The 14,710-nt window shown below is 39.9% G+C and carries 11 protein-coding genes; 1 reads left to right on the top strand and 10 read right to left on the bottom strand.

Features of this window, described 5'->3' with window-relative positions:
• Positions 1 to 117 precede the first annotated feature (117 nt).
• From CLI64_RS05815 to CLI64_RS05800, 4 genes are all read right to left on the bottom strand, one after another.
• Entirely contained in the window at positions 118 to 990 is an 873-nt protein-coding gene (locus CLI64_RS05815; RefSeq protein WP_103136331.1) for an MBL fold metallo-hydrolase, read from the bottom strand.
• Between the two features lie 512 nt (positions 991 to 1,502).
• On the bottom strand, positions 1,503 to 2,051 hold the full coding sequence (frr, locus tag CLI64_RS05810; RefSeq protein ID WP_103136330.1) for a ribosome recycling factor: 549 nt from the start codon (positions 2,049 to 2,051) through the stop codon (positions 1,503 to 1,505).
• Positions 2,038 to 2,766, bottom strand: a complete 729-nt coding sequence (gene pyrH / locus CLI64_RS05805; protein ID WP_103136329.1) for a UMP kinase — start codon at positions 2,764 to 2,766, stop codon at positions 2,038 to 2,040. The genes frr and pyrH overlap by 14 nt, the downstream gene beginning before the upstream one ends.
• 70 nt (positions 2,767 to 2,836) lie before the next feature.
• Positions 2,837 to 3,391, bottom strand: coding sequence for a thioredoxin family protein (locus tag CLI64_RS05800; protein WP_103136328.1), 555 nt, complete (start codon positions 3,389 to 3,391; stop codon positions 2,837 to 2,839).
• Positions 3,392 to 3,798: 407 nt separating this feature from the next.
• Between CLI64_RS05800 and CLI64_RS05795 the strand changes: the two genes are divergently transcribed.
• Complete coding sequence (locus tag CLI64_RS05795) at positions 3,799 to 4,731, top strand: alpha/beta fold hydrolase (protein WP_103136327.1); 933 nt, start codon at positions 3,799 to 3,801, stop codon at positions 4,729 to 4,731.
• 89 nt (positions 4,732 to 4,820) lie between these two features.
• Here the strand turns inward: CLI64_RS05795 and CLI64_RS05790 are convergent, their stop codons facing one another.
• From CLI64_RS05790 to CLI64_RS05765, 6 genes are all read right to left on the bottom strand, one after another.
• The gene (locus tag CLI64_RS05790; protein ID WP_103136326.1) at positions 4,821 to 5,114 is read right to left on the bottom strand and encodes a hypothetical protein; all 294 of its coding nucleotides are present in this window, start codon (positions 5,112 to 5,114) and stop codon (positions 4,821 to 4,823) included.
• A 478-nt stretch (positions 5,115 to 5,592) separates the two neighbouring features.
• Positions 5,593 to 5,784, bottom strand: a complete 192-nt coding sequence (locus tag CLI64_RS05785; RefSeq protein ID WP_103136325.1) for a hypothetical protein — start codon at positions 5,782 to 5,784, stop codon at positions 5,593 to 5,595.
• 499 nt (positions 5,785 to 6,283) lie between these two features.
• Positions 6,284 to 8,476, bottom strand: coding sequence for a peptidase domain-containing ABC transporter (locus CLI64_RS05780; protein WP_374703957.1), 2,193 nt, complete (start codon positions 8,474 to 8,476; stop codon positions 6,284 to 6,286).
• Positions 8,477 to 8,550: 74 nt separating this feature from the next.
• Positions 8,551 to 10,524, bottom strand: a complete 1,974-nt coding sequence (locus CLI64_RS05775; RefSeq protein WP_103136324.1) for an HlyD family efflux transporter periplasmic adaptor subunit — start codon at positions 10,522 to 10,524, stop codon at positions 8,551 to 8,553.
• Positions 10,525 to 11,676: 1,152 nt separating this feature from the next.
• Positions 11,677 to 13,971, bottom strand: a complete 2,295-nt coding sequence (recJ, locus tag CLI64_RS05770) for a single-stranded-DNA-specific exonuclease RecJ (protein WP_103136323.1) — start codon at positions 13,969 to 13,971, stop codon at positions 11,677 to 11,679.
• Between the two features lie 105 nt (positions 13,972 to 14,076).
• Positions 14,077 to 14,703, bottom strand: coding sequence for a GNAT family N-acetyltransferase (locus CLI64_RS05765; protein WP_103136322.1), 627 nt, complete (start codon positions 14,701 to 14,703; stop codon positions 14,077 to 14,079).
• Between the last annotated feature and the right edge of the window lie 7 nt (positions 14,704 to 14,710).

The following is a 14,710-nucleotide window of genomic DNA, read 5'->3' as shown; positions in this document are numbered from 1 at the left end:
CTAAAAAAATATACAATCGCTGTGGTGGGCAGGGGAGCAGGAAGCAGGGGGAAAAATCAAAATATTCTCTTTCAGAAATTGAATAATTTATTTTCTGGAAGTCCCTTAAAGCACTGATTACAAACTCTCCATCAACTCAATACACTTGTGCATTTGCTGTTGCATAGTTTTAACATCAGCATGAAATCGCCGCCCGTGTCCTGGTAAAACCCACTCAAAGCTATAATTGGCCAATTTTTGCATTGATTTAATTTGTTCTGACCACGAATACCAGCAATAATCACGAAATGCTGCTAACTGATGGCGATTTTCTGACCAAGCTAGATGATCGCCAGTGAACAGAAACCGATTTTTATACAGTAAAACTGTGTGTCCCTTGGTGTGACCAGGAACAGGAATAATTAACAAATCTGGTGCAAGTGCAAATGGTTCTGCAATTGTCAGTTGCATTTCCACATCACGAGTACCCGTAGTAATATCATCAACATGGAGAATGCGATCGCACTGGAAATGTGCAGCAAATTTTTGATGATCTGCCACATCATCTTTATGACTAAGATACAAATAACGAATTCCCCCCATTGCTTCTATATTTTTGACTAAAGGTGGTGTAAATCGGGGAGAATCTACCAATATATTGCCTTCTGGTCGTTGAATAAAATAGCTAGCAGCACCATAGGATTTTTCGGAATGATAGCCACAGTGATAAACATTTTCTGCTACTAAAAGCGGAAAACTTTGTTGAGCAATTTTGATATCTTGCGGCTTTTCTACTGTACCAATAGAGCTAGTGGGACAAGCTAAAAGAGCTTGCAGTGCAGCTAATCTTTCTGTTTCTGTGGTTGGCTGATGATGTACTGCTGATTGTTCATCAACTCGATAAAATACTTCAGGAGTCATCCAGCGACAGGTATCACAATCAATACAAGTAGTATCAACGTAAAAATTGCCGTTGACATTTTGGGAGCGACGAAGATTTAAATGAGCCATATCATACCTCTGTGTGCCTAGCTAGCTCCTATTTCACCACGCTAGCAAAATCCATTTGCATCTATCAGCACCACCAGAGATATATGGGCGGAATATATCCCGCCCCTGTCTGCATCTCTCATTCCAGTGAGAAATTCAGTTAGAAAAATTTAAATTCCTTGAGGTTAATTGCCTGTGCTGTCAAAGTAATCTTCATTTCTACATTTATTACAGTTCAAAACGATACGTATAGTGCCATAGCCTTTATCAACATACCTGATTACCTTCATGTCTGTAGCACCACAATGGCCACAGATATACTCTCCGTAACTACCTTTTTTAGCCATGTTTCCTTACTTCGTGAATTCGATAAAGCCAGGGTAGCCGTTACTTAGGAAATTTTGAAACTGATATGATTACTTAAATTTCAGAATCTACTGCTATCACATAATTTAAAGGGGAAAAGCAAATGACTTTACTCCTTGCTTTTCCCCTGTTATCAATGACAGAAAACGCTATTCTCTATTTCCTACTTAAACAGTGCTGATGTCTTTTTCTTTATCTGCTAGCAACTGGTCAATTCGGGTGGTGTACTGATTGGTCAGTTTTTGCAGTTTATCTTGTAGGTCTTTGGATTCATCCTCAGAAATTTCTGAAGCTTTCTCTTGTTTGCGGATGGAGTCTATAGCATCTCGGCGGATGTTACGAATCCCTACGCGACCTTCCTCAGCGTATTTAGCTGCAATTTTGGCTAGTTCTTTCCGGCGATCGCTGGTTAGAGGTGGTATATTTAACCGAATCACAGACCCATCGTTACTGGGTGTTAAACCCACATCCGAGAGGGAAATTGCCTTCTCGACTATGTTTAAGCTGCTTTTATCGTAGGGCTGAATCAAGATAGTTGTAGCATCTGGGGTACTGATATTAGCCAGAGATTTTAACGGTGTAGGTGAACCGTAATAATCTACTTGGACTTTATCTAGTAGACTGGCATTGGCACGACCAGTGCGAATGGTGTTGAAGGCTTGTTGAGTCGCTTCAACGGTTTTTTGCATTTTACTTTCAGCGTCAGCTAATTTCACACGAACCTCCCACAAGGGTACCGATAGATTCTCCTAAAACTGCACGGCGAATATTACCGCGCACTGTTAGGTCAAAAACTAAAATGGGGATATTGTTTTCTTTACACAAAGCGATCGCGGTACTATCCATCACCCGCAAATCGTTCGCTAAAACATGAGCGTAAGTCAGAGTAGTGTAACGTTTTGCATTAGGATAAATTTCCGGGTCAGCATCATAGATACCATCTACTTTAGTAGCTTTGAAGATGACTTCTGCATCAATTTCTGCGGCTCGTAATGCTGCTGTAGTATCTGTAGTAAAAAATGGGTTGCCAGAACCCGCACCAAAAATAACCACCCGACCTTTTTCAAGATGACGGATGGCGCGACGACGAATATATGGTTCTGCTAGTTCTTGCATGGCGATCGCGGTTTGGACTCGCGTCTGCACTCCTATTCGTTCTAGTGAATCTTGCAGTGTCATGGCATTCATGACTGTGGCAATCATCCCAATATAATCGGCGGTGGCTCTGTCCATTCCTGCCGAGGCTGCTTTTACGCCGCGAAAGATATTGCCGCCACCTACGACGATGGCTATCTGAACGCCTGTGGCTATCACCTCTGCTATTTCTTGGGCTATCTCCTTGACCACTTCTGGATCAATCCCATAGCCCATGTTGCCCATTAAGGCTTCACCGCTCAGTTTAAGTAAAACCCGTCGGTAATTCGTTCCCATGAAGTCACGCTTTATCAAAAAAGTTGCAATTGCCTCCAATTTAAGATAGCAGTAGTGTGACTATCTATGTCTAGATACGCCAGATTATTGGGGTGCCGACTGGTTCTGTTTCAGGTATAAGTATTTCTTTCCCCTGCAACAAAGCTGCGATCGCATCTCTGAGATAGTCTTCACTCTTGGCTAACGGTTTTTGAGGGTGATTGTCAATCTGTCCTCTATATCGCAATATACCATGACTATCTATCACAAAGGCCATTGGTGTGGCGATCGTGCCGAAACTCCGACTAACATCTTGGGTTGAATCCCACAGGTAAGGAAAATTTAACTGGTGTCTCTGGGCAAAATCTCTCATACTTTCTAAATTATGGCCAGGAAGTCCAGTATTATCACTGCCATTAATGGCAATTAACACAAATCCGGCTGTAGCAAACTCTTTCTGAATTTCCTTTAATCTATTAATGTATAAATTCACATAGGGGCAGTGGTGGCGTATAGAAACAACACCTACTACACCAAAATTATCTAAATAACGGCTCAAATGATGTACTTGATTGTCAATGCCAGGCAATTCAAAATCGGGTGCATAGTCACCAACAGGAGTACCAATTGTTTCAACTCTAGTCATTGTCTTTCGCTGAAAGGTACTAGCGATAAAAATTTAAATTAAGTTTGCACCATGTTGGATGTGCAAACTACTTATTAGCAGATGCTTAATAATCAATCTATCTTATAGGCAGATTGTGGATACGCAACTTGTAAAACTACTGAATTTAATTTGGTCTGCCTAGAATGTTCTTTATCAAATCTTTGCTCATTATTTATCAACAATGAGCTAGAATCTCAACACTTTTAATTCACATGGGAATCTGATTTGATGATTGAAATTCATCTCAACCTATTTAAAGCAGATGTCTCTATAGGCAACACCCCTATGTAGGTATTCCTAGACAGAAATGCTTGATAAAATTTTACAAAAGTTTAAAATTATATTGCATCCATAATAAATAAATTTTTTAGTATTTATAATTTCTGATGACTAATTCAATAATCAGCCTTGACTCCCCAAAAACCTGGATGTGGCGAGGCTTTCCCATTTGCTATCAAACTCAAGGAAATCATGGCCCGGCTGTGGTTCTAGTCCACGGCTTTGGTGCTTCATGGTTGCATTGGCGAAAAAATATCCCCGTATTAGCAGCGAATTGTCGTGTTTATGCCATAGATTTAATTGGGTTTGGCACTTCAGCTAAACCTCAACCAGACACCGAAATGACTTACACACTAGAAACATGGGGAGAGCAAATAGCTGATTTTTGTCGTGAAGTCATAGGTGAAGCAGCTTTCCTAGTGGGAAATTCCATTGGCTGTATTGTCGTCATGCAAGCAGCCGTCAGTTACCCAGACATAGCATTAGGAGTCACCTTAATTAATTGTTCTTTAAGATTACTGCACGATCGCAAGCGAGCCACTTTACCTTGGTCGCGTCGCGTTGGCGCGCCCATACTACAACGTATATTAGCTATTAAACCTATAGGCAAATTCTTTTTTGATCAAGTTGCACGACCAAAGACAGTCCGCAAAATCTTATTGCAGGCTTATGCTAACGCCGAAATTGTAACAGATGAATTAGTCGATATTCTCACCGCGCCAGCCAAAGATCCTGGTGCAGTCGCCGTATTTTTAGCATTTACATCCTATTCTACAGGGCCTCTACCAGAAGACCTTTTACCACAACTACCTTGTCCAGCAATCATCTTGTGGGGAACTGCTGACCCGTGGGAACCTATAGATTTAGGTCGAGAACTAGCTAATTATCCCCAAGTCCTTAAATTTATCCCCCTAGAAGGCGTAGGACATTGCCCCCAAGATGAAGCACCCGAATTAGTCAACCCAATTATACAAGACTGGATTTGGGAACGTTCCAATATGTTAGCAGCAGAAAAAATCGATACCTCACAAAATTACTAGAGACATTGCATAGCAATGTCTCTAGTAAAAGCTGAAAATATTGTCTCAACTTGCTCAAAGTCGAATTTGAGCAAGTGATCAGGATTTAATTAGTCTTCACCACCAGAACCTACACCACCTCCGTTAGTACCGGAGCCTCCATTAGTGCCAGAATATCCATTTAAACACTTAGAAAATGGTGTTGCTGTGATGATGAAGCCGATTGCTAAACGTCCCCCTCTAAAAGATACTGGTGCTGGAGTTGACTCTTCAGTGCTACCAACACCACTTCCGCCATTACAACCACAGCCTTTGCTGTAGCGTCCATATCCACCACCTAAAATTTGTTGTTCATCTGTGGACAGATCAGTCAATAAATCAGATGCAATTGTTTGACTCAACATAGTTTTTTCCTCACTTACGTTACATAGGTGTGTATCACCTATATCTCTGTTATAGAGATATTTCTTTTGTAATAAACTAATCTTTAGTTATAAAAAAAATAGTAGTTAATTCTATCTATAGATGTTGTGTTTTTAATATTTGAAATTAGCATTTTTGTTAAAATTTCTATAATTAAAATCAACAAAAATCTGCATATATATAAATAATTATTGGATATATATATGCAGATTTAAAATATGTAAGCACCCATGAAATAGTTTTATTTCATGGGTGCATGATAAATATGTTTTAGAAGTCCAAGGTGTGAATTAAGTTGCGACTGGTAAGAAAGCTAGATATTAGAATGATAATATCTAGCTTTGTGATTTCTAAGTAGTTAATTGAACTAACTTAGAAAAGATATCAGACTTTTAAAACTTGCCACATTAAATGAGCAGCAGTTTTATCAGTCTCTCCTCTCACCACAAACTGAGATGATTAACGGATTTTACGAACTCTCACAAGCGCGGTGCTGCTAATTCTGTAGAGACGAGTAGTACCTTCATCATCGTCAGATGATCCGTCACCATCTTCTCTACTATCGCTAAGGAATTGTCCACCAGCTAGCAGCTGTTGTTCGTCTGTGGATAGATCCGACATTAAGTCAGATAAAGCAATTTGCTGCGACATGAAATTTTTACCTCACTTACTTAATATAGGTGTTTCATCACCTATGTTTTTATTATTAAAGAAAGCCAGATATTTTAAATTATTCCAAAGTCATAATTACTAAAATTATTTTTACTTCTTTAGACTCATGAAAAGATGAATTATCAATATTTATTTATTATAGCAAATTGAGATATTAACCATTAACAATAGATTATAAGTAATGCTAAAAAATAGCCTTCTTAAGCAGGATATTTAGTGAAAAAATATTCTATAGGATTCATATTTGTTTTTTGAACAGTTACGTAAATACGTAGATATTTAGGGGAAGCAAATTGCTGTGTGGATTTTCCTCCTGCAATATTGCCGTTGTGTTAGCAATGAGAGTACGGCACCTATAACCAATGTCTTTGGTGCGTTACGGCTTACGCCTAACACACCCTACATATACTACATATGCTTAGATTTTTGCAAAAATCAAATTCGATTCCTATAGGAAACTAAAACTTTGGCTATTAATTTAACCGGACAAAAATTTTAAATGTTCTCCTGGTTGAGCTAGTAAACTTTCGAGAGTACCTTGTAGCTGTACCTTACCTTGATCTAATAAGACAATCCAGTCAGCACGCTGCACTACACTCGGACGATGGGTAATTAAAATTGTAGTTTTACCTTGACGATATTCTAAAAGACGATCTAAAACATTACTTTCACTTACTGGGTCTAATCCAGCAGTAGATTCGTCTAAAATTAATATAGGTGGATTGGTAAGAATTCCTCTAGCGATCGCTAATCTTTGTTTCTGTCCACCAGAAAGATTTGCGCCAAATTCTCCCAGCACAGTTTGATACTTATTCGGTAGTTGACTAATAAAACTATCTGCATCAGCAACATGACAGGCTGTGACAATTTCTTCAAAAGCAATGTGTGGCGTTCCTAAACGAAAGTTTTCTAAAATTGAGCGACTCCAAAAATGTGCTTCTTGGGGTACATAAACTACCTGTTGTCGCAAGCAATCAAGGGATAAATCGTGAATATTATAAAAACCAATGCGGATATTTCCAGAATTGGGTTGATATAAACCCGCTAGGAGTTTGGCTAGAGAACTTTTACCACAGCCTGACTTACCAATCAAAGCAATCACTTTTCCGCCAGGAAGTTTCAGCGAAAAATCTTCTAATAAATCCACTCTTCCAGGATGGTGGAAATTCACATGAGAAAACCTAATATCTGTATCCCCTGCTATTTGTGCAACTGGCTTGTGGATTTTTTCATCGACTTCTGGAGTGGCATCAATGACTTCTAATAAACGCGAAACAGCAGTTTGGGAACGGAAATATTCATCAACTAAACTCACTAATGTACTAATTAATGCCAACACATTAAACTGAAGGGCATTAATAGCGAGCATTTGCCCAATACTTAATTGTCCCTGAATTACTAGAATACTACCGCAAGCCAGTAAAACTACACCGCCAATTGTCGAAAGAAACTTAGAAAGAGTATTGTTAATAATGCTAATTTGAATTGTGCTGAAAGTGAGATTTGCTAAACGACCAAAACGACTTTGTAATTCATCCCAAAATTGTGGCGCGGCATTAGTAGTTTTTAGCACCTGCGCGCCTTTAAAGGTTTCGACTAATACACCTTGATTTTCTGCACCTAAAACTAAGAGATTACGTGTTTTTTGTTGCAAAACTGGTAAAAGTGGCAAGCTAGATAAACTCATGAAACCACCGATCAAAATGACGGCGATCGCCAACTGCCAGCTATAAAAAATTATCAATCCCAAAGAAATCACAGCAATAAAAAATTGGCTTGGCAACATCACCACAATATGTGATATCAACTGGTTAATTTCATTAATATCTCTGAGTCGGCTGGTGATTTCTCCACTGCGCCGTGATTCGTAATAAGTTAAAGGTAATTGTAAAATTCTGCGTCCAAACTCAAACACTAAACCTAATTGCAACCGTTGCCCAAAATGAGCAATCATCGTTGATTCCAATAATTCCAGCGTGCTACTAAATAAAGTCATCGCTATAACAGCGATAACTATAACAGTGAGTAACTCTGTATCTCCGCGCACTAACACATCATCCGTGAGTAATTGAATCAGTACCGGAGTACCTAAACCCAAAACACCCATGACAATATTGAGGAGAAACACCTGGAACAATAGCCCCCGATAGGGCTGCATACGCTGAAGAAAGCGGATAAAACCGGCTTGGGGTTGTTCTTGGGGTTGTTGAGCAAAACGATTGGGATCTGGCTCAAGCAACAGCATCACCCCATTCCAAGCGGCTGTTAACTCTTCGCGACTAACGTAACGCAAACCCACAGCAGGATCAGCAATGACGTATTTTCGTCCCCGCTTGTCGTGTAAAACTACCCAGTGGTAGCCTTGCCAATGGATAATTGCTGGCAAACGCAATTCTTTGATTCTGTCGATAATTGCAGGCGAAGCTTTCACGGCTCTACTATTAAAACCGAGATTGTCGCAACCACGTTTCAAGCCTAATAAAGTTGTTCCTAATTGTCCCGTTCCTACCGCTTCTCGACTTTTATTTAAACTCAAAAAGCGTCCATAACGCCTACAAATCGTCACCAGACAAGCTGCGCCACAGTCTTCTTCACTAAACTGTAAAACACAGGGGTAAGTTTTTTTGAAACCAAGCATAATTAATTCAACGTGGAGAAAGTCAATAGTCATTAGTCATTAGTCATTAGTCATTAGGGAACAGATTAATATTCAATGCCCAATGCCCCATTCCCCATTCCCCATCCCTACATATCTGCAATTAATCTCGCTTTGCGGAGAATGAAGCGCAGAACGGTTTCTTGGCGGGAGATGATATCAGCTTGGCCTTCCATGCCTGATTTGAGTTGACATGGCCTGTCAGTTCTGCCGACGTAGGGGTTTTGAGGTTCGATAATCACTTCGTATCCAGCTTTGGGCGGGGTGGGTGATGGGGTATTATTGGCAATGGGGAGGGCATCGGCGGCGATGGTTTTGACTGTGCCTCTGAGAGTGCCGTAGTCTGGATAGGGACAGGCGGAAACTCGCATTTGGACTTGTTGACCTGGCTTGACTTTATTGATTTCTTGTGCTGGGACATAAGCTTTAATCAAAATGGGAGCATTGAGAGGGGCAATTTGGGCGATCGCTTCACTCGGTTGCACTACTTGTCCTGGATTACGTAAGTTAAATTGCAAGACTGTTCCGGCAATTGGGGCGCGAATGACACTCTGATTGATGTCGTTTTCAATTTGTTGGAGTTCTTTACGAGTTTTATCTAGTTGTGTCTGAAATTCTAGGCGTTGTTGCAGCAGTGTTTCTCTTTCTTTATTTAAAGCGGCTAATGTCCCTTCACCTTTAGCCTGTTCTTGTTGAATACGTTCCGAGGCGACAATCACGGGTGCATGACTGGGATTCATGGCTGTTTTGGCTTTGAGTAAATTAGCTTGGGCGGTGGTGAAGGCTTGTTCTTTCTCTTCGAGGAGATTTTTAGCGTTGGCTTTGGCTTGTGCTAGTTTCGCCTCGGCGGAAATTACCGCTTGGGCTTTGTCTTCAAGGAGATTTTTAGCGTTGGCTTTAGCTTGTGCAAGTTTCGCCTCGGCGGAAATCACCGCTTGTTCTTTTTCTTCGAGGAGGTTTTTAGCGTTAGCTTGGGCTTGTGCAAGTTTGGCTTCGGCGGAAATCACCGCTTGTTCTTTTTCTTCGAGGAGGTTTTTAGCGTTAGCTTGGGCTTGTGCGAGTTTCGCCTCGGCAGATTTGACGGCTTGGACTTTTTCCTCATAGACATTGCGCGCGATCGCACCGGATGTCACTATCGGCTGCATTCTATCTCGCTGCACTATGGCTAAATTTAAGGCAGCTTCAGCTTCTTGGATAGTGGATTGTAAAAGTTTTTCCCGTTGTAGGCGATCGCGTTGGGCTTTGGCTAAATCAAGGGCTGCGGCTGTTTCTTCTACTGTTGTGCTTAAAAGATTGTCACGCTGGAGGCGATCGCGTTGTTCTCTGGCTAGCTTTAAAGCCGTTTCCGCCTCTTGGATGTTGGCTTGGAGGAGGTTTTCTCGTTGCAGGCGATCGCGTTGGACTTTGGCTAATTCTAAAGCGGCTTGTGTTTCTTGAATGGTGGCTTGGAGGAGGTTTTCCCGTTGCAGGCGATCGCGTTGTATTCTAGCCAAAGTTAAAGTTGCCTGTGCTTGTCCCATATCAGCCATAGCTTTAACTTGCTGATCTGTATAGTTGCGTTGTGTCCCACTCAGTTCAGCTTGTGCAGCCATAGTGAGGCGTTGATTTAAGTTCCTCTGTGCCGCAATTTGTGTATCAATTTCTCTTAATTGAGCATCTATTTGATTGAATTGTAATTGACTTTGTCCAATAGTATTTATTAACTGACTTTTTTGATTTTGCAAACGAGAATTATCAATATATGCAATGGCTTCTCCTGCTGCTACTGTCTGATTTTCTGTCACCGTAATTTTGGCGATTTTGCCACTGATTAATGACTGTACAACCTTAATGTCTCCTACAGGCCGAATTGTAGCCGGGACTTTCACCGTCACGTTATATTTCAAAATCGATGTTAGAGCAATTCCTGCTAGAAAGATAGTTAATATTATCCCTCCCCCGATACTTGTCCATTTACCCAAGTGGGGCAGAAATTCGTTGGCTTCTAGTATAGGCAGTTGCTCAGGAATCTGTTCATTAGACTGATGCCAAAAATTATTTTCTTGGCGGTGTAAGGTGTTCACAGTATTGCACCTGCTGTTGCTCAATGTGTAAAAAAACAGAATAATGGTGGCAGGTTTTGTGGTTCACGACAAAGTTTTAGGAGTCAATTTTGCATATCTTTTGACTGATACCTATTTCTTTCGGAGTAAATTAAGGCATCAACTGAAAAATGCTACTAATATTAGCAAACATTATGGATGATTATTGATATAATCATCGCAGGGGAACAAGAAAATATTGCCTACTGCGGTAATTATTTTTCTTGTAAATCTAGCGTTGGTAGCGTCTAGAGAACACAGAGGAGAACGCTCAAACTCCCTCAAAATCCTCACTTACGTTGAGCGAGTTCATATAATCTCCTCTACCCCTTTTTTTAGGATGAAGTAATTGGTAATTTAGCCAACTAAATTACACAGATAATTTATGTTTGATTGTCATATTTTCCTGATAAATAAATTCTCACACTTGATTTCTGCACAAATATACGTCGATTTAAGATGTGTTAGGCGTAAGCCTGAACTCACCAATACTTGGGAAATGTGCATTGCAAAAATCAAATAAGAGTTATATTGACAGATTAACCCTATCCAGTATCATGCTAGATAAATTATTGACAACACAAGGAATTTCCGAGTTATATATATTCTGATGCGAGTGCAAGATATCATCAGAATATGCGATTCATCTGGGAATTTCCTTGAACGATGATGAGATGATGGCAAGTAAAAATTTATCTGGAATATTCACGTTGACATAATTGCTGATCAATTCCCAAAGTAGACGGCGCGACTGGGAATATTTATATTATTGTGGCTGCAATGATGAACTTATTCTGAATAGCGATCGCAGCTTTCTGATGAATGCGCCCGAAAATTATTTATGGATAAATACATCAACATGATTGTCAACCTCACTTACTAATTAGGTGTATTACCACCTACGAACTTAACTATAAGCATTGTTCTGTAATAATTCATAAATCTGAAGACATAAATCATCTTAGTAAAATTATGTCTTAAAGTAGATACCGAAATATTAAAAGACTTCCAAAGCCTAAAGTAACCAATTTATCGCCATAATTTCCTTTCCCCCTGCCCCCTGCACCCTGCCCCCCTGCCTCAATAGTGACAGTATATGCTTTCAGTTGAAATTTCATGTTCTAAATTGCGTCTTCAAATCTGATTTACCATCGCCACAATAGTAGACAAAGGAACTTCCGCAAAATACTGCTGCTGAAATTGTTCTTCACTCACAGCAGCGAGAAATTCTGCTACAGCTACATCACCTTTTGTCTCCAAAACGTTGCTAGAATTCCAAGTAAACTGCAAATGACGGTCTTGTCTTGTGACAATAAATCCCCAATATTTTAAAGCCTTAATGCCTAAAAATAAAGCGCGATCGCTGATTCCCAATTTCTCTAAAATTTGTACACGGGTGACTAATTGATTCGTCCGGCTTAGGTATTTAGCAATACCCACAAGTGTCAACCAAATTTCCTTGGGTGGTTGATGATTGGGTTTAGACCAAGCTAAAGCTAATTGTTGATGATTATAGAGCGATCGCCGCCACCAAGCACGCAAATCATCCCAATGAGTCGGACATTCTTCTAATATCAGAGATGGGGAATTAGGGACGAGGGACGCGGAGAGATTCCGCCAATCTAGAATATTTGCGGAATGTTGGGTTTGTGGTGTTGAATTCTCGCTAGAACGAACAGCAATTAATCTAATTTCATAGCGTTTTTTGAAAGTGTTATAGTCTAATTCAGCAATACAATCACATTTACCCACGGGTAATTCTTCTTTATAATGTCCCCACCAAATCCCAGGAAAAGGATTTCTAGTAGAGTCATCACGAATATCAAAATCGGTTTTAATATACTGTACTTTTTTCCCTTGCGAATCTTGTTGATTGCGATGCCAAGTATTTTCAAACCAACAGTTTTTAATAAATAATTTAGGCACAGGGTTTCCCATACCACAAGGTTCTAATAACTTGAGTTCTAAAAATAATTCTTTACCTAAATCGGCTACTGTTACTACTATATCTGCTTGTACTGTAGGGGTAAGATTAATTCCACCTAAAGATTGCCGTAATTGCTGATTAATCGCATCTCGAAATAAAGGAATATTTTCCACTGGTAAACTCAACCCAGCCGCATAGGGATGTCCGCCAAAACGATGCAATAAATAAGCTTGGTCTTTCACCAACTGATATAAATCAACGGAGTTAATTGAACGGGCTGAACCTCGTGCTAGTTCTCCATTCCCTTCTGTACTCAACAAAATTGTCGGGCGGCCTGTTTCTTGGGCGACTTGTCCGGCGACTAAGCCTAAGACACCGGCTGGCCATTGGGGATCTTCGAGAACAATGACACTAGTCGTTGAAAGGTCTAATTGGGTAAGTTTTTGGTTGACTTGGGTTTGTACGTCTTTTTGCAGAGATTTGCGGCGTGTATTGGCTAATTCTGTGACCTCTGCAAGTTCACTACAGCGTTTTATATCGCGACTAGTGAGTAATTCCACACAGAAACTCGCATCACCTTGGATGCGGCTAACTGCATTAATGCGTGGCCCTAAACCAAAGGAAATATCTGTGGGGCGATCGCCACTTTTCTGGCACAATTCTAATAATCGTCCTACTCCTGGTCTACGGCGCAATGCAGGTGGTTGTTGCAAATCAGTTTGTAGTCTTTGAATCCCCAACTGTGCTAAATATCGACAATCACCACTTAACTGGACTAAATCAGCAATTAAACCAACCGCAACTAAATCTAATAAATTCTCTAATGGGTCTTGGGGAATATCAGGTAAAGTTTGATAAAGGGCTTCCACTAACTTATAAGCCACCGCTACCCCAGATAAATTATACAGTGGATGTTCCTTGGCTAAATAACGGGGATTAATAATTGCTGTCACTGGTGGACGTTCAGCAGGTAAAGTATGATGATCTGTAACTATGACATCTATACCTAAATGTTGAGCATAGATAATTTCATCAATATTAGTGCTACCAGTGTCACAAGTGACAATTAATTTACAATCTTGTGCCGCTAAATTATTAATACCAGTTTCATTCAAACCGTGGGATTCTTTTAATCTATTGGGAATGTAATAAGTTAATTGTTGATGTTGAGTAAAAAATTGTCCTAAGCCATCCCAAAGTACAGAAGTAGATGTAATTCCATCAGCATCAAAATCGCCCCAAATCGCTACTTTATCACCTGCCTGGCGTGCTTGTTGCAAACGTGCCATTGCTAAGTGCATTTCTTGCCCAAATTCAAAGGGGCTAGCAGCTTGATATGTTTTATGGTTAAGAAAAGCAGCTAATTGTGATTTATCTTGAATTCCCCGTTGCCATAACAATTGGGCTGCAAATAATCCACTTGAAGATGCAGGCGCGTACTGTCTTACTAATTGGATAAACCACGCTGGTGGTTCTTCAGTTGTTGCTAAAATCCACTGCATTGAATTAATTCAAAATTGGATATTATTTAAACTTAGTATTTAGAAATTTAGTCAAGATTTTTATCTTTTGAGCAAAGAGAGGACTAAAGTCCTAACTACAAACATTTATTCATTATTTATAGGCTCATTGACGAGAGGATTTAAAATTACTTCATTGGCAAATCCATCAGGTTTACGGGCGCGAATAGCAGGACGAGAACGTCTATAACCTGCCCTTTCTGCTTTTTGATGTTCATAGTCAATTAGTCTGCCATAATATGGATGTTTGCTTAAATTCATCGATAAGAAAATATGCTGGCGGATATTGCCAAAACCCTTGCGGTTGAAAAACTTCACGGCGGGTATATTAGTAGGATCAGTATCCACTAACATAAATCTTGCCCCATCCTCAATCATGCGAGCAACAACTTTATCAACTAGTTTATCTGCAACTCCTTGACGCTGAAATTTAGGATTGACACCCAACCATAAAATATAACCATAAGTCCAGGAGGCTTTAGTAATAATTGTTCCTAGAATAAATCCTGCTAATTCTCCATCTGTTTCCGCCACTAAACAATATTCTGGATCTGTGTTGTAAAGTCCAATAACTTCCCACTCATCCCAGGTACGGTATAGATAGGGATATAAATCACTAGTAAATAATTGTTCTCCCAAATGATAAACGGGAGCAATATCATCAATCCCTAATTCGCGTACATAAATAGCGTCGCTTTGATCAAAGTTTGTCATAAATATT

The sequence above is a fragment of the Nostoc sp. CENA543 genome, from assembly GCF_002896875.1.
GTDB lineage: Bacteria > Cyanobacteriota > Cyanobacteriia > Cyanobacteriales > Nostocaceae > Trichormus.
Note: the sequence above shows the minus strand (reverse complement) of the source record. Positions and strands in the feature narration are given on the sequence as shown.

Excerpts from the sequence above, each read along its gene's own strand:
- recJ (WP_103136323.1), bottom strand. The coding sequence starts at position 13,971 with ATGCAGTGGATTTTAGCAACAACTGAAGAACCACCAGCGTGGTTTATC.
- CLI64_RS05765 (WP_103136322.1), bottom strand. The coding sequence starts at position 14,703 with ATGACAAACTTTGATCAAAGCGACGCTATTTATGTACGCGAATTAGGG.
- CLI64_RS05785 (WP_103136325.1), bottom strand. The coding sequence starts at position 5,784 with ATGTCGCAGCAAATTGCTTTATCTGACTTAATGTCGGATCTATCCACA.
- CLI64_RS05815 (WP_103136331.1), bottom strand. The coding sequence starts at position 990 with ATGGCTCATTTAAATCTTCGTCGCTCCCAAAATGTCAACGGCAATTTT.
- CLI64_RS05780 (WP_374703957.1), bottom strand. The coding sequence starts at position 8,476 with ATGACTATTGACTTTCTCCACGTTGAATTAATTATGCTTGGTTTCAAA.
- pyrH (WP_103136329.1), bottom strand. The coding sequence starts at position 2,766 with ATGGGAACGAATTACCGACGGGTTTTACTTAAACTGAGCGGTGAAGCC.
- CLI64_RS05800 (WP_103136328.1), bottom strand. The coding sequence starts at position 3,391 with ATGACTAGAGTTGAAACAATTGGTACTCCTGTTGGTGACTATGCACCC.
- CLI64_RS05795 (WP_103136327.1), top strand. The coding sequence starts at position 3,799 with ATGACTAATTCAATAATCAGCCTTGACTCCCCAAAAACCTGGATGTGG.
- CLI64_RS05790 (WP_103136326.1), bottom strand. The coding sequence starts at position 5,114 with ATGTTGAGTCAAACAATTGCATCTGATTTATTGACTGATCTGTCCACA.